We start from the raw sequence: 21,515 nt of genomic DNA, 5'->3' as shown, positions 1-21,515 counted from the left end.
CCCAGGGCGACCGCGCGCCCGGCGACCCGGCCCGAGACGCCGTGGCCGGCCAACGCCTCGAACGCGTCGGAGGCGGGTAGCGTCAGGCCGCGCTCGCGGGCCGCGGCGACGAGGGCCGTGGCGAGCGGGTGCTCGGAGCGGGTCTCGACGGCGGCCGCGAGCGTCAGCAGGTCGGCCTCGTCGCGCCCCGGTCCGATGATATCGGTGAGCCGCGGGCGTCCCTCGGTCAGCGTGCCGGTCTTGTCGAGGGCGACCACGCGGATCTCGCGCAGGCGCTGGAGGGCGCTGCCGTCGCGGAACAGCACGCCGCCGCGCGCGGCCCGCCCGGTGCCGACCATGATCGAGGTCGGCGTGGCGAGGCCCATGGCGCAGGGACAGGCGATGATCAGAACCGCGATGGCGTGGACCAGGGCGTTGCCGAGCGCCGGCTCCGGGCCGAGGGCGAGCCAGGCGAGGAAGGTCGCGAGGCTGAGCGCCATCACAGCGGGCACGAACCAGCCGGTCACCCGGTCGAGCAGGGCCTGGATCGGCAGCTTGGCTCCCTGCGCCGCCTCGACCATGCGGGCGATCTGCGCGAGCACCGTGTCGGCGCCGACCGAGCCGACGCGGAGGTCGAAGCTGCCCTGCCCGTTGACGGTGCCGCCGACGGTGGCGCCGCCGGGCTCCTTGCGCACCGGCACCGGTTCGCCCGTCACCATGCTCTCGTCCACGTAGCTGGCGCCCGCGACCACGGTTCCGTCCGCGGCGACGCGCTCGCCGGGCCGGACGCGGACCACGTCGCCGACGCGCAGCGCTGCGAGCGGCACTTCGACCTCCGCCCCGGCCCGGATCACGCGCGCGGTCTTCGGCGCGAGGTCCATCAGCCGGGCGATGGCCGCGCCGGTGCGGCCCTTGGCGCGGGCCTCCATGAACCGCCCGAGCAGGATCAGGGTGACGATGAGGGTGCTCGCCTCGAAATAGAGATGGGCGCTGCCCGCGGGCAGGATGCCCGGCGCGACGGTCGAGACCAGAGAGTAGAGGTAGGCGGCGCCGGAGCCGAGGGCGACGAGGGCGTTCATGTCCGGGTGCCCGCGCAGAAGGCCCGGGACGCCGCGCGCGAAGAAGCGCCGCCCCGGTCCGGCCAGGACCAGGGTCGCCAGCACGGCCTGAATCACCGCGTTGCCGGTCTCGCCGATCCACCCGGTCAGCGCGTGGTGGAAGCTTGGGACGAGGTGGCCGCCCATGTCGAGGACGACGATGGGCAGGGCGAGGACCGCCGCGGCGATGACGTCCCGGCGCAGGATCCGCGCCTCCGCCGCCCGCCGGTCGGCAGGCGCGGCGTCCTCGGCGGAGGCGACGGTGTAGCCCGCCTGCCCCACGGCCTGTTCCAGGCTCGCCCGCTCCACGATGCCGTCGAGATGGCGCACATGCGCGCGGCCCGTGGCGAGGTTCACGCCGACCCCGCGCACCCCGGGCACGGCGGCGAGCCCCCGCTCCACCCGCCCGACGCAGGAGGCGCAGCTCATCCCCTCGACCGCGAGCACCGTCTCGGTCTCGGGCACGTCGTAGCCGGCCGCGGCGACGGCCTCGGCCGCCGCGGCCGGCGAGGCGCCCGCCGGCAGATGCAGGGAGGCGCGGCCGCTGGCGAGGTTGACGGAGACGCGGCTCGCGCCGGGCAGCGCCTGCAGGGCGCGCTCGACCCGGCCGACGCAGGAGGCGCAGGACAGGCCCTGGACCGGGAAGCTGATGGGGAGATCGGTCGTCATGACCCGCATGTGGGGCTTCCCATCATGGGAAGGTCAAGGGTGACGGCGCGCCGCCCCCGTCAGGCGCTCGCCGGCGGAGGCTCCGCGGCCGGATGCGCGGCCCGCTCGGGCAGGACGACGCGCACGCGGGTGCCCTCGCCGAGGGTGCTCTCGATGACGAGGCGCCCGCGATGCCGGTTCAGGCTGTGCTTCACGATGGCGAGGCCGAGGCCGGTGCCGCCCTGCTGCCGGCTCGAGGCGGTGTCGACCCGGTAGAAGCGCTCGGTCAGGCGCGGAATGTGCTCGGGCGCGATGCCCGGCCCGTCGTCCTGCACGGTGAGCACGATCTCGCCGCCATGGCTCCCGTCCTGCCGGGCGAGCGAGACCGCGACGGTGGGGCCGCCGTACTTGACCGCGTTCTCCACGAGGTTCTCGACCACCCGCTGCAGCTCGTCGGCCTCGCCGAGCACCGGGAAGCGGCCCTCGCCCGCGCAGGTGATCGTAACGCCCCTCTCGGCGGCCAGCGGCACCTGCGCGTCGACCATCTGGCGGGTCAGGGGGCCGAGATCGATCGTCCGGGTCGGCGGCATGTGCTCGCGCAGCTCGATCCGCGAGAGCGAGAGCAGGTCGTCGACGAGGCGGGTCATGCGCAGGGCCTGCGTGCGCATGATCGCGAGGAAGCGCAGGCGCGCGGGCGCGTCGTCGCGCGCGGGCCCCTGCAGGGTCTCGATGAAGCCGAGCAGCGAGGCCAGCGGCGTGCGCAGCTCGTGGCTGGCATTGGCCACGAAATCGACCCGCATCGCCTCCAGCCGCCGGGCCGAGGTGAGATCGCGCAGGAACAGGACGACGCTGGAGCCGGAGCCGTCCGGCATCGCGATCGGGCCGATCTGCACCTCGAAGGCCCGCTCGGTCGGCACCCGCGTGGCGTAGGAGACCTTGAGGGGGGCGCCCGTGCGCAGCACCTCCTCGATGCCGTCGAGCACGTCGGGCGCGCGCAGGGCGAAGGAGAGCGGGTGGCGTAGGCGCATGGCCGGCAGGAGCGCCCGCGCGGCCGGGTTCGCCTCGATCACCACCGCACGGCGGTCGACCAAGATGACCGGATCGGGGACATGGGCGAGGAGCGCCTCGGCGACCCCGTGGCGGTCGGTGGCGCGGATGGGCTCCGGCTGGGTGATCCGTCGCCGCAGGCTGCCGACGAGCCCGCCGAGGGCGGTGGCACCGAAGGCGGCGAGGATCAACGGCAGGTCGCCCGCCTTGAGGAAGCCGGCGGCGAGCGTCAGGCCCGCGGCGACGGCGGCCCCCGTCCAGGCGGCCTTCGCGGAAGGGTCGCGGGCCATGCGCGCGGCTCAGCCGGTCCGGTTGCCGAGGCGCCTGGCGATCTCGTGGACGCCGAGCATGAGCAGGGCGACCGCGAAGGGGACGAGATAGTAGCAGACCCGGAACAGCAGCAGCGAGCCGAGCACGTGCTCCCGCGGGACGTAGGACAGGGCGATCAGCACGGTCGATTCGAACACGCCCGCGCCGCCCGGCACGTTGGAGGCGATGCCGAGCATGGCCGCGAGCACGTAGATCGCCAGGAAGGTCGTGAAGCCGAGGCTCATCTCCGGCGGCATCAGCACGTAGAGCACGGCGGCCGCCGCGCAGACGTCGCCGATGCCGACGATCATCTGCCCGATCGAGACGGAGGCGCCGGGCAGTTCCAGCCGCCAGTGCTTCACGGTCACGCTGCGGCGCTTGGCCGAGACCCAGGCGAGGTAGGCGAGCACGGAGGCCAGTGCCGCGAGGCCCACCCCCTGGTTGATCCGGATCGAGGTGAAGGCGAGGCCGGCGAGCTGGCCCGCCTCGATGATGAGGCTCAGGCCCAGCACCACGCCCATGCCGAGCCAGAATGTGAAGCCCGCGATCACGGTGAGCGCGGCGATCTTGGCGGCGGTGAGTCCGTGGCGGGAATAGATCCAGTAGCGGATCGTCCCCGCGGTGAAGAGGGCGAAGCCGAGGGTGAAGCTCACCGCATAGCTCGTGAAGGAGGCGAGCGCGGTGATGCTGTAGGGCACCTTGATCTTGAGCTGGCGCAGCGCCAGCGCGTCGTAGCCGGTGAGGAAGAGGTAGCTCACCACAACGAAGCCGAAGGCCAGGGCGAACTGGCGCCCGGTGGTCGCCGACATCGCCGCGCTGAGCTGGGCCCAGGTGATGTCCTGCGACAGGTGCCACAGCACGAAGACGGAGACGATGAACAGGACGACGCTGGCGCCCGTGCCGATCCAGGCGTAGCGGCTCCGCCCGCGATGGCGCGCGACCTCGGGGACGCCGGCCTCGCGCGCCTGCGTATCCGCCTCGATGGCGTCCGCATCCTCGATCGTCTTGCGATGCTGCCCCTGGAAGTTCATGCCGATGGCTGTCCGCCTTCCTCCGGATCCGCCGGCGTCCCGGGATCCGGGATCCGGCGCCGGGCCGGCATCCGCGGACGTACCCGGAGACCTGCCTGCTGGTTCTGTCATGGGCCGTGGCGTGACCGGTTCGGGCGCTGGCCCCGCGGCGACGCCGGGTCGTCCGACCCGTAGCCCGTGCCCCGCATGTAGGACCAACGGCCTCGGAAGGCCAGCGACGGCGCGCGTCTTCCACCGGCGGGCGGAGAATGCGCCGGTCAGCTGGTGCCTTGGCGAGATGTCCGCAGGATGACGGCGGCCTCCGCAAGCCCGGCGCGGATCCGGGCCGGCACGGTCGGCGCGGTGCAGACATAGGTCGGGCTCGGATGCGGCACATCGACGACCGGAAGCGCCGGGCGCAGATGCGTGATCGCGCCGCGCGCCTCTCCGGCGAATCGCCCGGCGAGCACGACGACGGCGAGATCGGGCAGGCGGTCGAGGAGCGGGGCGAGATAGGGCTCGGCCGCGCGCAGCTCGGTCCGGCGCGGCGCGCGGTTGAGTGCGCCCTCGGCATGGATCACCCAGGGCACGGCGTTCCAGATCACCGTGTCGGACCGCGCGATCCCGGCCTCGGCGAGAAAGCGGAACAGGTTGGCCGCGGTGCCCGTCGCGTTGTCGCGGGAGACGAAGCCCGTGCGGAAGATTGCCGGGCCCGGCGTCTCCAGGAGAAGGAGCAGGCGCGCGGCGACCCCGCCGTCGAGCGGGTCTGGATCGGGAACCGGCGCCCCCCGTTCCGCCGCGATCCGCCGTGCGAGCGCACGGAGCGGCGCGATGTGGGGCGCCTCGACCAGGGCGCGGCGGGCGGCCAGCGCCGCCGGATCGCGCAGGGATTTCGGCTGGTCCGGCTCAGGGACCGTCATGGGCGGCGATGGCATCCCGCGGGAAGTCCGGCGGCAGGGCGCCGGCGAGGCGGAAGCGCTCGCGATTCCCTTCCTCCGCGAGGCGGCGTTCCAGCCCCGCCCGGCCGCCGAACTGGAAGCCGATCTGGGTGCCGTAGGCGGCGCAGGCGTCGCGCTTGCGCACCGCATCCTCCGCCGTGAGCGCCACCGCGATCTCGGGCAGGTCCGCGAAGAGGGGGCCGAGGGGCTGCTTCGGCTCGGCGCTGCGCACCGTATAGGGGTAGTCGCGCCACCACAGGATCGGCGCCGCCGAGCCCGTTTCGCGGAAGGCCCGCACCATCTGGACGTGGTCGACATGGCCGCCGATCGCCTGGGGCGCCAGAACGAGGTCGGGCATCCGGGCCCCGATCAGGTCGGCGAGCGCGGGAGTGAGATCGGCGACGACGCCGTCGTCCACGCGCGGGCCGGCGAAGAGTTCCGCGGCGGAGGCGTAGCCGCGGTGCGGCGCCTCGCGGAAGGGCAGATGGACTGGTGGCGCGATGCCGAGCGCCCGGGCCGCCGCCTCATCCTCGGCGCGGCGGAGCGCCATGTAGTCGACCTCCGGCGGCAGCCCTTTGTCGAGCTGGCAGGCCAGCGCGAAACCCTGAGGATCCGGCACGCTCTCCGTGAACAGCGTCGCCATCACCACCCGCCACCCGGATGCGGCGAGCCGCGCCAGCGTGCCGCCGCAGGAGAAGGCGGCGTCGTCGAGATGGGGCGAGAGGGCGAGGGCTAGGGGCAAGCAGGGCTCCTCGAAAGGTCGTTCTCCCCGATCCATTCACCTCATCCTGAGGTGCTCGCGGAGCGAGCCTCGAAGGAGGGCTCCAGCCGTCTCGGAGATCTCTGGAGGGCTCCTTCGAGGCCCGGCGATCTCGATCGCCAGGCACCTCAGGATGAGGCATTCGGATGGGATCGGCGTCGTATGCCGGCCGCTGTTCCTCACAGCAGATGCGGCTCGGCCCGGAAGCGGCAGCTGGGATCGTGCGGCAGCGCCTCGGAGAACGCCGTGTGCGGGGCCTCGTGCACCACGTCGGCATAGACCCCCATGATCTGGCGGCCGACGGCGGTCCAGGAATAGACCCGGCGGCATTCCTCCAGCCCCGCGGCGGCGATGCGGCGGCGCAGGGCCTCGTCCTCGACCGAGCGGGTGAGTGCGCGGGCGAGCGCCGGCACGTCGCCCGGATCGACCAAGAGGCCGTTCTCCTCGTCCCGCAGGCAGTCCGAGACGCCGACCGAGTGGGTCGAGACGCAGGCGAGGCCCGCCGCCATCGCCTCCAGGATCGTGTTGGAGAAGCCCTCCGCGTAGGTCGGCGAGACGAAGACGTCGGCCTGACGGTAGAGATCCGGCACGGTGGCGTATTCGGCGTAGCCGGTGAAGCGGATCTCGGCGTCCGTGAAATCGAGGCGCGCGGCAAGCTCCCGGGCCGGGTCCACATCCGGCCCGATGCCGGAGATCACCGCCGCGAAGCGGGTGCCCTGCTCGCGCAGCAGCGCCAGCGCCTCGATGAAGTCGAGCACGCCTTTCCGGCGGTCGACGCGCCCGTGATAGAACAGGCGCACCGGCCCGTCATGCGCCTCCGGCAGGCCATCGTCGGACCTTTGCGCGAAGCGCGCCGTGTCGACGGCGCCCGGCACGATGGTGAAGCGGGCGGGATCCGACCCCAGCCGCTCGCAGACCTCGGCCACGAAGGAGCGGCCGCCGATCAGCAGCGCGTTGGCATGGGCCAGCACCTCGCACATGGCGACGCGGTGCGTCTCGCAGCAGGAGCCGACCCAATGGCCGTCGCCGCCCTGGATCGAGACCACGTTCGGTATCCCGAGGCGCTTCGAGGCGATCAGCGTCGCCCAGCCCGTGGGATAGCCGTACTGCGCGTGCAGGAGGTCGAAGGGCTTTCGCGCATGCTCGGCGCAGATCGTCTCGACCATCGTGGCGATGTCGCGCTCGAAATCGCCCCCCTCCTGCTCGCCGAGCTGCTCGAGCCCGATCACCCGGACGCCCGGCACCGGTGGGGGCGGGCCGCCGCCATAGACGCGGGTGCCGAAGGCGTCGCCGCGATACTGCGAGATCATGGTCACGTCGTGCCCGGCCTGGACCAGCTCGCGCAGCAGGTTCTGCGCGTAGACGCTCATGCCGGAAATCGCCGGGAAGTAGCGCCGGCTGACGAAGCAGATCCTCATTGCTGGCGTGTCTCCTGGCCGGGCGGCAGGTCCGGCCCCGGCCTGCGGCAGGTGCGGAGATAGTCGAGCGCCTGCGGGATCATCACGTCGGCCCGGTGGCTCTCGCGGGAGAGCTCGACGCAGACCAGCCTGTCGTAGCCCACGGCGTCGAGGGCGTTGAGCACGCCCGGCACGTCCATGTCGCCCTCGCCGAAGGGAAGGTGGATGTGGACGCCGCGGGCCATGTCCTCGATCGCCACCGTGCCGATGCGGCCGGCGAATTCGTGCACCGCCTCGGCCGGGTCGCGCTCGCCGGTGACGAGACAGTGGCCGGTATCGAGAGCGAGCCGCAGACCTTCGACGCGGAGCGCTGCGAAATCGTCGAGGGTCTCGATCAGCATGCCCGGTTCCGGCTCCAGGCAGGGCACAACGCCCTGCTCGGCCGCGTAGGCCACGACCTCGTGCAGCCCCTCGACCAGCCAGCCGCGCGCCGCCTCCCGGTCCAGGCCGGGCTTCGGCACGCCGGCCCAGAACGAGACGGCCTCCGAATGCAGCATCGCGCCGATGTCGATGGCCCGCTTGAGGAAGCCGATGCGGCGGGCGCGGCCCGCGGCGTCGGCCGTCACCAGGGTCGGCTCGTGCTTGGCGGTCGGGTCGAGCAGGAAGCGGGCGCCGGTCTCGATCACCGAGCCGAGCTCCAGCTTCTGCAGCAGGCTCGACACGCGTCCCGCCTCCGCCGCCCAGCCCTCGGCGAAGGGGTCGAGATGGTGGATGTCGAGGGTGAGCGCGACGCCGTCATAGCCCGCCGCCTTGATCAGGCGGAGCGCGTCGTCGAGCCGGTGATTGGCCGCCCCGTTGGTGTTGTAGGCGAAGCGCAGGCTCATGCGGCGCGCCCTCGCTGCTCCAGCCGGAACGGCGCGTGGTGCGATTCCGGCTCGCGGTAGAGCGGATAGTGGTCCCCGACGATCCGCTCCGCAAGCGCGGTGTCGAAGAGCGGCTGGCCGCCGAAGCGGGCGACAGCCTCCGGCGTCAGGCGCACCGGCCTGAGGGTCTCGCTCTCGGCGCCGAAGCGGATCAGGGGGTGGTCGCGCTCGATGAGCTTCCGGGTGTTGCGCTCGCCGATCCGGTAATAGCTCATGGTCTCGACCTCGAGGCCCGGCACGATCGCCTTGACGACCCCGACCCCGCCGCCCGGGGGCGAGCAGTCGATGTAGAGGACGTCGAAGCCGGCCTCCTCCAGCCGGTCGCAGGCGATCTTGCCGCGCGCATGCCCGTCCGCCGCCGGCGTCGAGGGGAGCTCGGAGAAGCGCTTGGTCGAGCGCTCGGCATAGACCGTCCCGGCGAAGACCTCGCGCAGCTGTTCGGGCGCCAGCACGATCCAGTCGAGCATGGCCTTGAGGGCCCGGCTCTCCTCCAGGTCGAGGCTCGGCAGGGCCTTCTGGATGAAGGCGTCCACATAGCCCGGCGGGGTCACCGTGCGGGCGAAATCGAGGGGGCCGTGGCCGAAGCTCTTGCGCACCCGGGCCGCCTGGAATTCGAGGAGCGCCTTGCGCAGGGCCCGGTCGCGGTCCGGGTCGCAGGCCTCGCCGCAGGCGGAGAGCGCGATCGGCGCCGGCGCGTCGGCGGCGTTCATGTCGTAGCCGACCACGTAGAGGTTGGTCAGGCCGAACTGGTCGGTGGCGAATTTCGGCAGCGCGCGGATGCCGAGGCTCTCCAGGCGCGCCAGCATCGCGGCGTTCTCGGGTGCCAGCCCGTCCGAGAAGTCGAGCATCACGCCCTGGTCGAGGGCGCGGAACAGCAGGCCGTTGCCGTCCCGCTGCAGCAGTTCGAGCACGCCGTGGCCCAGCGCGAAATCCACGTCCGGCCCGGCGCCGAGCCCGTTGGTGATCAGGTTGGTGAAGGGCGTGTAGCCCTCCGACAGTTCGAAATAGTCGGTCGCCGCGATGTCGAGGGGCATCAGCACGGTCTCACCCGTGCCGCGGCGGGTGGCTTGCGTCCATTCGAGCACGGTGCCGCGGCCGACGGGCGAGCCCGCGGGCAGGCAGAGCGTCAGCGGATCGGCGACCGATCGGGGACCGAACACCCGCACAAGGTCGTCGTAGGAGCCGCGCTCCTTCTTGCGCGGCATCACCGCCAGGGAGGGCATCAGGTTCTCGGCGATCTCGGCCACCGCCCCGATCAGCGCCTCGTCGTCGGTGGCGCCGTAGCCGATCCCGGACGGCATTGCGCCGACGAAGAACGGGTCGTCGAGGAAGAGCGAGACGAACCAGACCGGCACGCCGGTACGGTCGAGGGGCGCGATGTTGAAGCCGACGACACGGCCGGGCGGCAGCACGTCGAGATAGGCCCGCACCGGGTCCGGCAGGCGCTCGGGCAGGCCCTCGATCTGCCGTGCCGCGCCGTAGCTGTAGGGGCGCGGCGCCTTGAGGCGGCCGTGGCGGGCGCGGGCGTCCTGCTCGTTCTCGGTCACGTCCGATCCACTCTCGTTCAAGGGTTACGCCCCCGCATAGGCGCGGGCGATCAGGCGCATCGTGTGCAGGTCGCGGGAAGCCGAGTAGGCGTCCCGCTCGGCCGGGCGGCGCAGCGCCGAGCCGAAGGCGCGGACCTGCTCGGTGAAGGGCGAGGCCGTCCGATCGAAGGCGACATCCTCCGGCGCGCCGGTTGTACCGTCCGTGAACGTGAGGCGGCCGCCGGCGACCTGGCCCATGGTGTTCTCGGCGACGAGCTGGCCCTTCGTGCCGACCACCTCCAGGCGGCGGCGCGGCAGGGCGTCGGGGCAGTTATAGGCGACGTTCAGGCTCGCCAGCACGCCGCTGCCGGTGCGGCCGATCAGGAGCGCGCCGTCATCCACGCTGTAATCCTGCGCCCGTGCCTGGGTCAGGGCGGCGATGTCCATGATCGACTCGTCGAGGAGGAAGTCCACCAGGTCGAGCCCGTGCGGCGCGAGGTCGATCAGGGCGCCGCCGCCGGCCCGGGCCGGGTCGATGCGCCAGTTCTCCTGGCCCGCCTGGGCCGCCCAGTCCCGGTGCAGCCAGCAGGCATAGACGATGCGGATCGCCGTCACCGTGCCGAGACGGCCGGCGCGAATCTGGTCGCGGATGACGCGGTGGGCGGGGTGATGGCGCTGGTCGAAGGCGGTGCTGTAGACGATGCCGTGCGTCTGAACCGCCTCCGCCATGGCCTCGGCGTCGTCGAGCCGGGCCGCCATCGGCTTCTCGCAGAGCACGGCCTTGCCGGCGGCGGCGAGTGCCTGGACCGCCTCGCGATGCAGGTGGTTGGGCGTCGCGACGTAGACCGCCTCGACCTCGGCATCGGCGATCAAAGCCGCGAGGCCGGCATAGGCCCGGGCACCCTCCGCCTCGGCCGCCGCGCGGGCGCCCGCGCCGGGATCGCAGACCGCGACCAGCCGGTGTCCGGCCTCGCGGATGCCCGGCGCCATGTAGTCGCGGGCGACCCAGCCATAGCCGACGATGCCCCAGCGGACCGCGTCCATCACCAGCGCTCCGGCAGGTCGACGAATTCGCGCCGCCGCACGCGGTCGGCATCGGGCGCCTCGGGCTCGCCGGAGAAGGCGAGGTGCTCGGGCCCGTCCGAGTGCATCGGATAGGTGACGAGGCGGGCATATTCCGCCTCGTAGCGCTCGGAGGGCCAGCGGATCGCGAAGCCGCCGGCCGGGTCCGGCCGGTAGAGCGGGTTCAGGACGAGGTCGGTCCCTGCGGGCGGCAGGGTCAGCCCGTCGACCACGGCCCGGGGCGCGGGGCGCATGCCCGGCCCGGCGACGACGGAGAAGGCCTCGCAGGCGCGCAGATCCCCGGGATCGCGCGGGCCCGGCGCGCGGGTCTCGACGAGGGCCCGGGTCAGCTCGGCATCGTCGTAGACGAGGGCATCGGGGAACAGCTCGGCGATGTCCTCGGCGGTGACCGCGCGCCCGGCCGAGAAGCCGGGGCTCTCGGCGTTGTGGATGTGGCTCAGCGCGAGCCAGCCGTCGTCGCCCGCGTTCTGGCGCAGCGATTCCAGCAGGCGCGGCTTGTCGTCGAGGAAGTAGAAGGCGTCGTTGCACAGCACGAGATCGACCGGAGCGCCCGCGATCGGCCAGTGCTCCGAGGCGGCGTCGAAACAGACGAACTGCGCCTTGTCGCCGACCACCCAGTGCCGGGCGACCCAGAGCTTGGCGAAGACCACGTCCGCCCCGGCCACCTTGCAGCCGCGGCGTTTCAGCTCGCGCATGTACTGCCCGATGCCGCAGGCGAACTCGAAGACGCAGGCCGGCTCGTTCCAGTGTGCCTCGAGCAGGGCGAGGCCCGCCAGATAGGTCGGGTCGCTCCAGCGGTAGAGGAAGTAGTCGCCGACCCGGCCCCAGCCGAGGAGGCGCACGGCGTCGCGCAGGGTCGCGGTCGCGCGCTCCCGGACGAGGGTGCGGATGTCGCCGGCATCGGCCGGCGGCCCGTTCCACCAGGAATCCTGGTCGGCGAGCAGGATGGAGAGCGCCTCGTCCGGCTCGCCCCCGTCGAGATGGGCGAGCACCCGCTCGATCGTGTCGGCGCGGTCGATGCGCAGGTACGGGATGCCGTCGATGACCGGCCAGCGCGCCCCGGTCTCCGTATCCGCCAGGGAGTGCGGGCGGTCGGCGCGCAGGGGATTGCCGGTCTCGGGCGAGCGCAGATCGAAGGGGATCATCGAGCCTCAGGCCACCTCACGGGCGCCCCGCGCGCCGGGTACCGGACAACAAGTCCGGACCCCGGCCCGAGTTGCGCGGCACCGCCCGGTCCCGACCGCGAGCGCGGTCACGGGATGCGCATATCGGCGAGCACGCGATCGTGGAAGCCCTTCACCGGCCCCGCATGGACGAGTTCCATGTCGGTCAACACCGTCTCCATGGTCAGGGAGGCTGCGCGCAGGTGCTGGGCGATCTGCAGCACCCGGTCGATGCAGTCGGCGGCGTGGAAGGCGCGGCCCTCCGCGGTGGCGTCGTCGGGCAGGATCGCGCGGGCGCGCACCACCGACTCGCGCAAGGGGCCGTCGAGTGCGTCGAGCGCCCATTGCGTGGTCCGCGCCAAGATCGGCCCGAGATGGTCGCCCAGCAGCATCTCGCCGGTGAAGCCGGCATCGGGCATGGCGGCATTGTGGAAGTGATGCGACATCGCCGCCAGGAACACGGTCGCGGGGTCGGCCCGGTAGAACGGGCTCAGGGCCACGCCGTAGACCGCCACCATCAGGCAGTGCTCGGCATGGTTCTCCGGCGGCTCCAGCAGGATGCGGGCGCGGCCCGGGCAGGTGACGCCCGCCCGCGGCTGCTGCGCCAGGGCGGCGACGAAGCCCGGCAGCGGGCCGGGCTGCGCCTCGGACCCGGTGCGCAGGCGGGCGCGCAGCCGCTCCCGCAGGTCGGGATCGAGGGTCCCGGTCACCGCGTCGAACCCGGCGACCAGCACCTCCGCGACCGCCGCGTCGGAGAGGCCGGCCGCGGCGAGGAAGGCGGCGTCGAGATCGCAGAGCCGCGTCGCGGCGAGCGCCGTCGCGGTGATGTCGAGGGCGACAGCCTCGGGCGCGGCCCCGCCCGTGAGCAGGCCCCAGCCCTGCGCGAACAGGCGCTCGGCGATGGAGCCCTCGCGCCCGGCGGACCGGACGCGCTTGAGGTCGTTCACCTCGATCAGGAGGTCGCGCAAGGCGACCGGGGCGGCGGGGCCTGAGCCCGGGCCGCCCTGCACCGCCGCGTCCATCAGTTCACGCCGAGCCAGTCGCGCAGCATCTTCTCCTGCTTGCCGAAGGCGTGCTCGGGCCCGTGGCCGTTCTTCACCATCGGCGCCTTGAAGAAGGTCGAGAGCTGCTCCTGCACGCCGCCATCGCCGCGCTTCTTGGCGAGGTCGAGCACGCGGGCGATCTCGATGACGAGCGGCGCGGCCAGGATCGAGTCCTTGCAGAGGAAGTTGACCTTGATCTGCATCCGCTGGCCCATGAAGCCGGTGACGTCGATGTTGTCCCAGGCTTCCTTGTCGTCACCGCGCGGGCGGTAATAGTGGATGTGCACGAGGTGGTCCTCGACCGGGTAGCCGAGGATCGAGTCGAGCACCGTGCCCTTGGTGTTGAGCTTCGACTGCAGCGAGTTCGGGTCGTTGAGGGCGAGGCCGTCGCGGTTGCCGAGGATGTTGGTGGAGAACCAGCCGTCCACGTGCAGCGCGCGGGCCTTGAAGGCCGGGGCCAGCACCGTCTTCATCATGGTCTGGCCGGTCTTGCCGTCCTTGCCGGCGACGGGCACGTTCATCTCCTTCGCGAGTTCCAGCAGCGCGGGGACGTCGGCGGCCACCGAGGGCGTGAAGTTGGCGTAGGGGATGCCGCTCTTGATCGCCGCATAGGCGTAGAGCATCGCCGGGGAGATTGCCTCGTCGCTCGAATCCAGGCCCTTCTCGAAGGCGGCGGTGGAGTTGAGCGTCGGGTCGGAGAGGTCGGGCCAGCGCTCGGTCGAGGCGAGGTTCACCACGACCACGTCGTCGAGGTTGCTCTCCTGGCGGAAGCGCCGGAGATCGTTGGCGATGACGGACACCGCCTCGCGGTGGTCCTTGGCGACGATGCGGTTCTGTCCGTCGATGTTCTTGCAGAACTTGGCGCTGCCGACCGCCGGCCAGGGGGTGATGCCCTTGAGCACCTGGGCGCCGTTCTCGATGTCCTGCTTGGTCAGCACGCCGTGGCCCGAGGCCGCCGAGGCGAGGTCGTCGCCGTTGAGGTCCCAGCCCCCGAAGACGAGATCCTTGTAGTCGGCCATGCCGGCGACGGGCACGCCGGCGAGCGGAAGCCCGTCGAGGCGGTTCGATCCGGACTTGATCATCTCGATGCCGGCGATGGCGGTGGTGGCGACAGCCCCACCCATGCCAACGAACGCAACGCCGACACGGCGACCGGTCTGCATGCTCATCGGACGGGAATTTCCTTCGACTATGGGACGCGGATGGCGCGAACAGCCGGATTATTCCGGCCTGCTCCGCGTGGCCCTGACAAGTGGAGCGTCCGAGCTTCGTTCCAAGCCCGACATCGACACACTTGTGGCGCGCTTCGCCTGAACCGAGCCCGAACATGAGACGATTTCGGCACCTATACGGAGACTTAACGCCGCATCCACGGTGCCACGTCCTGATCACGCGAGTGTCCCATTCTGGTCATCACCGGCGGCGATAGAGCGCCCCGCTGAACGAGAGCCCGGCCGAAGAACGCCGCGGCACAAGAAGGACCAGACATGGGGGTTTTCCCGGAGCCGACGCGTAGCGTCGACGACGTGAGCCGTCTCGTGCCCTGCGAGACCGATCGTGATGACACCACCGCCGTGGCGTGGCTGCCGCGGGCCGAGCGCAGGAACCCGCGCCGGACATGCGCCACCCGCCGCAACGTCACCCTGGTCGCCGCGCTGCTGGCCGGCCTGAGCCTGCCGCAGACGGCCTTCGCGCCCGCCGCCTCAGCCCACGACCGCATCGATACCGGGGCGCGCGCCGCGCAGGCCCTGACGGCCGAGAGCGTCGGGACGCCCGCGCCGTCCGAGGCCGCCACCTCCGTGGAAGCCGCGGCGGAGACCTGGAGCGGCGTGCCGGTCGTCGAGCAGGAGCCCGCGACCACCGAGATCATCGCCGGCGACCTCGACACCCTGCCCCGGCCGGTGATGGATGCCGGCGAGGACAAGGTGCGCTTCGGCCCGACCAGCGTGCCGCGCAAGGTGGTCGACACCATCCTCAAGGCCTCGGAGGAGACCGGGATGGACCCGGTCTATATGATGGCGCTCGCCGACAAGGAGTCGAGCTTCGACACCGACGTGAAGGCGGCGACCTCCTCGGCGCAGGGCCTGTTCCAGTTCGTGACGAACACCTGGCTCGAGATGATCCGCGACTACGGCGCCCGCTACGGGCTCGCCGAGGAGGCGGCGGCGGTGAAGGGCACCGGCGCGTCGATCCGCGTGGCGGGCGAGGCCATGCGCCAGCGCGTGCTGTCGCTGCGCAACGACCCCTATGTCGCGAGCCTGATGGCGGCGGAGCTGGCCAAGCGCGACCGTGGCCGGATCGAGGCGAAGATCGGCCGCGCGCTCACCAGCACCGAGCTGTACTTCGCGCATTTCCTCGGAACGGCGAGCGCCGGGCGCTTCCTCGCGCTCAGCAGCGACAATCCGGAGGTGAATGCCCAGAAGGCCTTCCGCCAGGCCGCGCGGGCGAACCGCAGCCTGTTCACCGCCAAGGGCGCCGCGAAGGGCGCCGCGAAGGGCCGGCGCGCCCTCACGGTCGCCGAGGTCTACGAGCGCATCGACGGCATGATCGACAAGCGGCTCTCCCGCTACCAGGGCGTCGCGGTGCTCAACCGGACGCCCGAGCGGGCCGAGCCGGTGCAGGTCGCCGAGCCTGCGGCCTCCGGCCGCATCCAGGTCAGCGACGCGCTGCCGCCTTCCGAGATGTGACGATCCCCGCTCAGTGCGCGGCGGGCGCTGCGCCGCCGAGCTTGACCCGCTTGAGGATCATGGCCAGCGGGATCAGGCAGGCGGTGAGCACGCCGAGCACCCAGAACACGTCGATATAGGCCCAATAGGCCACCTGCGTGGCGAGCTGCTGGCCGATCCAGGCGGTGGCCTGCCCCTGCGCGTCGGGACCGGCATAGCCGTGCTGCTGGAAGTAGCGCGTCGCCTGGGCCAGGGTGTCCTGATAGGCGGGGTTGGCCGGGTTCACGGATTCCACCAGCCGGCTCTGGTGGAACTGGCTGCGATAGGCGAGCACGTTCTGCGCGAGCGAGACGCCCATCGAGCCGCCGACATTGCGCGCCACGTTGATCAGGGCCGAGGCCTGGTCGGTCTGGTCCTTGCGCAGGCCCTCGTAGGAGGCCGTCGTCACCGACAGGAAGATCATCGGCAGGCCGATGCCGATATAGATGCGCGACCACGCGAAGAACGAGAAGGTGGTCTCGCCGTTGATGCGCGTGAGGTCGTACATCCCCGCCGCGACGACCGCCGCGCCGGTCGCGATCAGCCATTTCGGCTGCACGAAGCCCGAGAGCTGCCCGATCACCAGCATCGAGACCACCGTCATGATGCCGCCGGGGCCGAGGACCAAGCCCGACAGGGTCGCGGTGTAGCCGTAATATTCCTGCGTGATCTGGGGGATGAACTGTGTGGTCGCGATCAGCACCGCGCCGGTGAACAGCATCACGATGAAGCAGGAGCCGAACTGGCGGCTGTCGAGGAGCCGGAGGTCCACGACCGGGTTCTTCTTGCGCAGGAGCCACGGGATCATCGCGACGAACGAGACCACGGTCAGAACGCCGAACACGTTCATCAGCGTCGAGGTGCCGAACCAGTCCTTGCGCTGGCCCTCGTCGAGGACGACCTCGAGCGAGCCGAGGAAGGTCGCCACCAGGAGGAAGCCGACGAGGTCGAAGCGCACGCCCTGCCGTCGCAAGAGCCGCCGCTCGCGCTTGGCCGCCTCGCTGTCCTCGATGAGCCAGTACATCAGTCCGAGCGAGATCAGGCCGACCGGGCCGTTGATCAGGAAGCACCAGTGCCAGGAGACGTTGTCGGAGAGCCAGCCGCCGAGCGTCGGGCCGATCACGGGTGCGACCACGATGGCGACGCCGTAGAGGGCGAAGGCCTGGCCGCGTTTCTGCGGCGGAAAGGAATCCGCGAGGATCGACTGCGCCAGCGGCGCCATGCCGCCGCCGCCGAGGCCCTGGAGCACGCGGAAGATCAGCAGCGATTCGAGGCTCCAGGCAAAGCCGCACAGGATCGAGGAGAGCGTGAACAGAGCGACGCTCCACATGAAGAACGCCTTGCGGCCGAAGCGCTTGGCCAGGAAGCTCGACGCGATCAGCGTGATCGCGTTGGCGACCAGATAGCTGGTCACCACCCAGGCCGCCTCGTCCGGCCCCACCGCGAGCCCGCCCGAGATGTAGCGGAGCGCGACATTCGCGATCGTGGTGTCGAGCACCTCCATGAAGGTGGCGAGCGCCACCACCAGGGCGATCGCCCAGGGGTTGTGGCCCCCGGGCGCCTTCGCCGTCCCCTGGCTCCCCGCGCTCACCGCACGTGCGCCTTCGGCACCACCGACATGCCGGGGCCGATCGCGACGTCGCTCGGCCAGCCGTCGACCACGATCTTCACGGGGATGCGCTGCGTCACCTTCACATAATTGCCGGTGGCGTTCTGCGCCGGCAGCAGGCTGAAGGCGGTCCCCGAGCCCGGCTGGACCGAGGCGATGCGGCCGGTGATCCTGTGATCCGGGTAGGCGTCGATCGCGATGTCGACAGCCTGGCCGGGGCGCATGTCGGTGACCTGCGTCTCCTTGTAGTTCGCCGTCACCCAGATGTCGTCGGGCACGAAGTTCGACAGGCTCTGCCCGGCCTGGGCGAGCTCGCCGACGCCGCCGGTGAGGCGGACCACGCGGCCCGGCTGCGCCGCCGTCACGGTCGTGTAGCCGAGATTGAGCTGCGTCTGATCGCGCTGCGCCTTCGACTGGGCAAGCTGTGCCTCGGCGCTGGCGCGCTGGGCCTGGAGCGAGCCGATCTGCTTCTGCGCCGCCGTCACGTTGGCGTTGGCGCTCGCAAGCGAGGCCTGCCGCTGCTGGAGCTGCGAGGTCGAGGATTGCGATTGCTGCACGGTGCCGGCGCCGCGCTCGGCCAGCGCCTTGTAGCGGGCGGCATCCTCCTCGGCGAATTTGAGGGCCGCCTGCGCGGTGTCGACCTGGGCCTGGGCGACCTGAACTTGCGCCTTCTGCGCGTCGATCTGAGCGTCGATGTTCTTGATCGCAGCCTCGGAGGCCGTGACCTGGGCCTCCGCCTGTTCGAGGGCGACCCGGTAGTCGCGCTGGTCGATCTGGAAGAGCACGTCGCCCGCCTCGACATGCTGGTTGTCGGTGATCGGCACGGCGACGACGTAGCCGCCGACCTTCGGCGCGATGGTGAAGCTGCGCGCGTCCACGAAGGCGTCGTCGGTGGTCTCGTAGGGGTAGAGATAGATCTGCCAGTAGAGATAGCCGCCGACGCCGAGCGCCACGAGAGCGACCGCGCCGAGGATGAACCACCACGGGTGGCGGCGGATCACGCTCGGACGGTTCTCGTCCTCGCCGCCCTCGTCACCCCCCTCGTGGCCGTCGGTCTCCGCAGCCTCCGGCCCGCCGGGTGTGGGGCCGCCATCCGGGCGGCCCTTGCGGGCCTCCGCGTCGAGGTCGAGGATGTCGCGCGCGGCCGCGTCCTCCGGCCCGGTGGTTCGGGACGGGGGGTCGGCGGTCGCGCTCCGCCGCTGATCGTCGAGCATCGGAATCTGTCGTTCGATACGCCGCGCCTGGATGTCAGGCTTGCAGCCGGGTGAACCCGCCTCGGGCTTGCAAGACGCGAGGCGGATTAAAGTTCCGGCGCACACGTTGAGGTGGGTTCGCGCGACGGAAGGCTTGAGCGGGCGCCCCGGCAGGATCATGCTCCCACCCGGGGGAACCTCCGGAGTCCGTCGCCATGAATCCGAACCCTGAAGGCGCCGCGGCAAGTCCGTCCGGCATCCCGCTCTCCGGCCCCGCCCGGCGCGACGCCATGTGCGCCGTGCTCGCGCGCAACTGGTGGCTGATGGCCCTGCGCGGCGTGGTGGCGATCCTGTTCGGCATCGCCGCCCTCGCCGCGCCCGGCGCCGTCGTGCTCTCGCTGGTCCTGTTCTTCTCGGCCTACATGCTGGTCGACGGCATCGTCGGCATCGTCGCCTCGATGCGCGCGGCGCAGCGGCACGAGCGCTGGGGCTTCCTGCTGATGGAGGGCCTCCTCGACATCCTGGTCGGAGCGGCGGCCTTCCTGATGCCGGCGGCGGCGGTCTGGGCCTTCGTCTTCCTCGTCGCCTTCTGGGCGCTGGTCACGGGCGGGCTGATGATCGCCGCCGCGATCCACCTGCACACCCATTACGGGCGCTGGTGGCTCGGGCTCGGCGGGGCGATCTCGGTGCTGTTCGGCATCGCCCTGCTGGTCAATCCCGGCATGTCCGCCCTGGTGCTGACATGGTGGCTCGGCGCCTACGCCATCGCCTTCGGGGTGATGCTGGTGGTGCTCGGCTTCCAGCTGCGCGGCCGGCACGAGGCCGCGGGCCGGCCGATGCCGCTGCCCGGGGGCGCCTGAGGCGCGCGGCGTAGCTTCCGCAGCGGGATCCGGTCTAGAACGGCGGCTCGACCGCACCCGAGCCCTTCGCCGGGCGGTCCTCGATGTGCGGATGCGATGAGCCCTCCCGACCCGGAACGCGCCAAGCTCGACGCGCGCGGCCCCGACCCGGACACCCGGGCGGCGGCGCGCGAGGCGGCCTCGGCCGCCCGCCAGCTCGGACGGCAGCTCGCCATCCTGCTCGCGGGCTCGGCGCGCTGGGCCGCCCGCAGCTCCGGACGCGCGGCGGCCGGTGGCGCCGCGCGCCTCGGCGGCCTGCGCCGGCGGCTGGCGCGGCCGGCGCCGTCAGCGCCTTCGCCGGGCCCCGGCCCGTCCGTCGAGGCCCCGCCCCGGCGGGCTGGGCGCTGGCCCAAGGCGGCCTTCGCCGGCATCGCCCTGCTGGCCGTGCCGCTGCTCGCGCTCCTCGGCTACGTGCTCGCGGCCTTCCTGACCCTGCCGCCGCTCGGCTCGGTGACGACCGATCCGGGCAGCCGGGCGCTCACCGTCGAGGCCGATGACGGGCGCGTCTTCGCCACCCGCGGCGTCTTCCGGGGCCAGCCGCTCACCGCCGCCGACCTGCCGGCCCACCTCGCCCAGGCCATCGTCGCCATCGAGGACCGGCGCTTCTACAGCCATTGGGGCGTGGATCTGCGCGGCCTGACGCGGGCGGCCTGGCGCAACGCGCTCGGCGGCGGCGTGCGCGAGGGCGGCTCGACCATCACGCAGCAATATGTCCGGCTGACCTCGCTGTCCCAGGAGAAGACGCTCCGGCGCAAGATCCAGGAGGCGTTCCTGGCGATGCGCGCCGAGAGCGAGATGACGAAGAGCGACATCCTGCTCGGCTACCTCAACACCGCCTATTTCGGGGCCGGCGCCTACGGCGTCGATGCGGCGGCACGGCGCTATTTCGGCAAGCCCGCCAAGCAGGTGAGCCTGCCCGAGGCGGCGATGCTGGCCGGCCTGGTGCGCGCGCCCTCGCAGCTCGCCCCCACCCGCAATTTCGGCGGCGCCAAGGAGCGCGCCGACGTGGTGCTCCAGGCGATGGTCGAGACCGGCGCCATCACGGCGAAGGAGGCGGATGCGGCGCGCGCCAAGACCGTGACCCTGCGCACGCCCCCGGAGACGCCGCCCGGCGCCAACTACTTCCTCGACATGGTCGCCGCCGACGCCAAGCGCCTCGCCGATACGGGCGGCGACGTCACCGTGCGCGCGACCCTCAACCTCGACCTGCAGAGCCTCGCCGAGGGCGTGATCGCCCGGCGCCTCGACGCGGAGGGCGCGAAGAAGAAGGCGAGCCAGGCCGCCCTCGTCGCCCTGTCGCCGCAGGGCGCGATCCTGGCCATGGTGGGCGGGCGCGACTACGAGGACAGCCAGTTCAACCGCGCCGTTCAGGCCAAGCGCCAGGCCGGCTCCCTGTTCAAGCTCTTCGTCTATCTCACCGCCTATGCGCAGGGGCTGAGCCCGGATTCCGTGCTGGTGGACCGCCCGGTCCAGATCGGCGACTGGGAGCCGCAGAATTCCAACAACCGCTTCCGCGGAGCGCTGCCCCTGCGCACCGCCTTCGCGCTCTCGGTCAACACCATCGCCGCCCAGCTCGGCGACGAGCTCGGCATTCCGGCGGTGATCGCGACCGCGCGCAAGCTCGGCATCACCTCGGACCTGCCGAACGTGCCGAGCCTGGCGCTCGGATCGGCCGAGGTGACGCTGCTTGAGATGACCCGCGCCTATGCCGGCGTGCTCGCCAACCGCACGCCGCTCGAGACCTTCTCGATCCACGCGATCCGCGGGGCCCAGCCGCAGCCGCTCTACCTGCATCCCGAACCGGCCCAGACGGGCGGCCTGTCGGCCGAGAGCCGCAGCATGATGCTGGACTCGCTCCAGGCCGTGGTCGATGGCGGCACGGGCAAGGCGGCGCGGGTGCCGGGCCTGGCGGTCGGCGGCAAGACGGGCACGACCCAGGATTACCGCGACGCCTGGTTCATCGGCATGACGCCGGACCTCGTGGTCGGGATCTGGGTCGGCAACGACGACAATTCCTCGATGAACCGGGTCGGCGGCGGCGACCTGCCGGCGGCGATGTTCCGCGATTTCGTGCAGCGCGCCTCCGCCCAGCTCGCCAAGGGCCGCAAGCGCCCCTCCGCCGCCCGCGCCGAGCCGGCCCCGGCCGTGCCGGCAAGCGGTCCGGCAGCCCTGCCGGCGCCCACGCC

Annotated in this window: 17 protein-coding genes; 3 read left to right on the top strand and 14 right to left on the bottom strand. The window is 72.0% G+C overall.

All coding sequences use genetic code 11. The annotated features are described in order from the left end of the window. The 12 genes from MET9862_RS22020 to MET9862_RS21965 form a co-directional block, all read right to left on the bottom strand. Nucleotides 1-1,745: heavy metal translocating P-type ATPase (locus tag MET9862_RS22020; RefSeq protein WP_142585007.1), on the bottom strand; the 1,745-nt coding region annotated here is incomplete at its 3' end. A 59-nt stretch (nucleotides 1,746-1,804) separates the two neighbouring features. After that, nucleotides 1,805-3,061 (bottom strand): ATP-binding protein, encoded by a 1,257-nt coding sequence (locus MET9862_RS22015; protein WP_142585005.1) that lies wholly within the window; start codon nucleotides 3,059-3,061, stop codon nucleotides 1,805-1,807. A 9-nt stretch (nucleotides 3,062-3,070) separates the two neighbouring features. Further along, entirely contained in the window at nucleotides 3,071-4,111 is a 1,041-nt protein-coding gene (locus tag MET9862_RS22010) for a putative bifunctional lysylphosphatidylglycerol flippase/synthetase (protein WP_142585004.1), read from the bottom strand. Between the two features lie 257 nt (nucleotides 4,112-4,368). Continuing rightward, on the bottom strand, nucleotides 4,369-5,010 hold the full coding sequence (locus MET9862_RS22005) for a uracil-DNA glycosylase (protein WP_142585003.1): 642 nt from the start codon (nucleotides 5,008-5,010) through the stop codon (nucleotides 4,369-4,371). After that, nucleotides 4,997-5,770, bottom strand: coding sequence for a PIG-L deacetylase family protein (locus tag MET9862_RS22000; RefSeq protein ID WP_244612842.1), 774 nt, complete (start codon nucleotides 5,768-5,770; stop codon nucleotides 4,997-4,999). The genes MET9862_RS22005 and MET9862_RS22000 overlap by 14 nt, the downstream gene beginning before the upstream one ends. Nucleotides 5,771-5,967: 197 nt before the next feature. Continuing rightward, nucleotides 5,968-7,206: a glycosyltransferase family 4 protein gene (locus MET9862_RS21995; protein WP_142585001.1), complete on the bottom strand. Its 1,239-nt coding sequence runs from the start codon at nucleotides 7,204-7,206 to the stop codon at nucleotides 5,968-5,970. After that, entirely contained in the window at nucleotides 7,203-8,069 is an 867-nt protein-coding gene (locus tag MET9862_RS21990) for a sugar phosphate isomerase/epimerase family protein (RefSeq protein ID WP_142585000.1), read from the bottom strand. The genes MET9862_RS21995 and MET9862_RS21990 overlap by 4 nt, the downstream gene beginning before the upstream one ends. Further along, on the bottom strand, nucleotides 8,066-9,655 hold the full coding sequence (locus MET9862_RS21985; RefSeq protein WP_142584999.1) for a YcaO-like family protein: 1,590 nt from the start codon (nucleotides 9,653-9,655) through the stop codon (nucleotides 8,066-8,068). The genes MET9862_RS21990 and MET9862_RS21985 overlap by 4 nt, the downstream gene beginning before the upstream one ends. A 24-nt stretch (nucleotides 9,656-9,679) precedes the next feature. Continuing rightward, the gene (locus MET9862_RS21980) at nucleotides 9,680-10,678 is read right to left on the bottom strand and encodes a Gfo/Idh/MocA family protein (RefSeq protein WP_142584998.1); all 999 of its coding nucleotides are present in this window, start codon (nucleotides 10,676-10,678) and stop codon (nucleotides 9,680-9,682) included. Next, nucleotides 10,678-11,862 carry a class I SAM-dependent methyltransferase gene (locus tag MET9862_RS21975; protein WP_142584997.1) on the bottom strand — a complete coding sequence of 395 codons (1,185 nt, stop codon included), beginning with the start codon at nucleotides 11,860-11,862 and terminating at the stop codon, nucleotides 10,678-10,680. Before MET9862_RS21975 ends, MET9862_RS21980 begins: the two co-directional genes overlap by 1 nt. A gap of 107 nt (nucleotides 11,863-11,969) precedes the next feature. Then, a complete protein-coding gene (locus MET9862_RS21970) occupies nucleotides 11,970-12,902 on the bottom strand; it encodes an HD domain-containing protein (protein WP_142584996.1) in 933 nt (310 codons plus the stop codon). Beyond that, complete coding sequence (locus MET9862_RS21965) at nucleotides 12,902-14,092, bottom strand: inositol-3-phosphate synthase (RefSeq protein ID WP_142584995.1); 1,191 nt, start codon at nucleotides 14,090-14,092, stop codon at nucleotides 12,902-12,904. The genes MET9862_RS21970 and MET9862_RS21965 overlap by 1 nt, the downstream gene beginning before the upstream one ends. A gap of 318 nt (nucleotides 14,093-14,410) precedes the next feature. Between MET9862_RS21965 and MET9862_RS21960 the strand changes: the two genes are divergently transcribed. Next, on the top strand, nucleotides 14,411-15,610 hold the full coding sequence (locus MET9862_RS21960; RefSeq protein WP_142584994.1) for a transglycosylase SLT domain-containing protein: 1,200 nt from the start codon (nucleotides 14,411-14,413) through the stop codon (nucleotides 15,608-15,610). A 10-nt stretch (nucleotides 15,611-15,620) separates the two neighbouring features. On the opposite strand, the gene MET9862_RS21955 is transcribed toward MET9862_RS21960, so the two are convergent. Together MET9862_RS21955 and MET9862_RS21950 are read right to left on the bottom strand one after the other, a co-directional pair. Continuing rightward, nucleotides 15,621-17,219 (bottom strand): DHA2 family efflux MFS transporter permease subunit, encoded by a 1,599-nt coding sequence (locus MET9862_RS21955; protein WP_142584993.1) that lies wholly within the window; start codon nucleotides 17,217-17,219, stop codon nucleotides 15,621-15,623. Further along, nucleotides 17,216-18,451 (bottom strand): HlyD family secretion protein, encoded by a 1,236-nt coding sequence (locus MET9862_RS21950; protein ID WP_244612841.1) that lies wholly within the window; start codon nucleotides 18,449-18,451, stop codon nucleotides 17,216-17,218. Before MET9862_RS21950 ends, MET9862_RS21955 begins: the two co-directional genes overlap by 4 nt. 194 nt (nucleotides 18,452-18,645) lie before the next feature. Between MET9862_RS21950 and MET9862_RS21945 the strand changes: the two genes are divergently transcribed. Both MET9862_RS21945 and MET9862_RS21940 read left to right on the top strand, forming a co-directional pair. Next, nucleotides 18,646-19,290, top strand: a complete 645-nt coding sequence (locus MET9862_RS21945; RefSeq protein WP_142584992.1) for an HdeD family acid-resistance protein — start codon at nucleotides 18,646-18,648, stop codon at nucleotides 19,288-19,290. A 96-nt stretch (nucleotides 19,291-19,386) separates the two neighbouring features. Next, the coding region (locus MET9862_RS21940; RefSeq protein ID WP_142584991.1) for a transglycosylase domain-containing protein at nucleotides 19,387-21,515 on the top strand (2,129 nt) is incomplete at its 3' end.

Origin of the sequence: Methylobacterium symbioticum (assembly GCF_902141845.1) — a bacterium.
GTDB lineage: Bacteria > Pseudomonadota > Alphaproteobacteria > Rhizobiales > Beijerinckiaceae > Methylobacterium > Methylobacterium symbioticum.
Note: the sequence above shows the minus strand (reverse complement) of the source record. Positions and strands in the feature narration are given on the sequence as shown.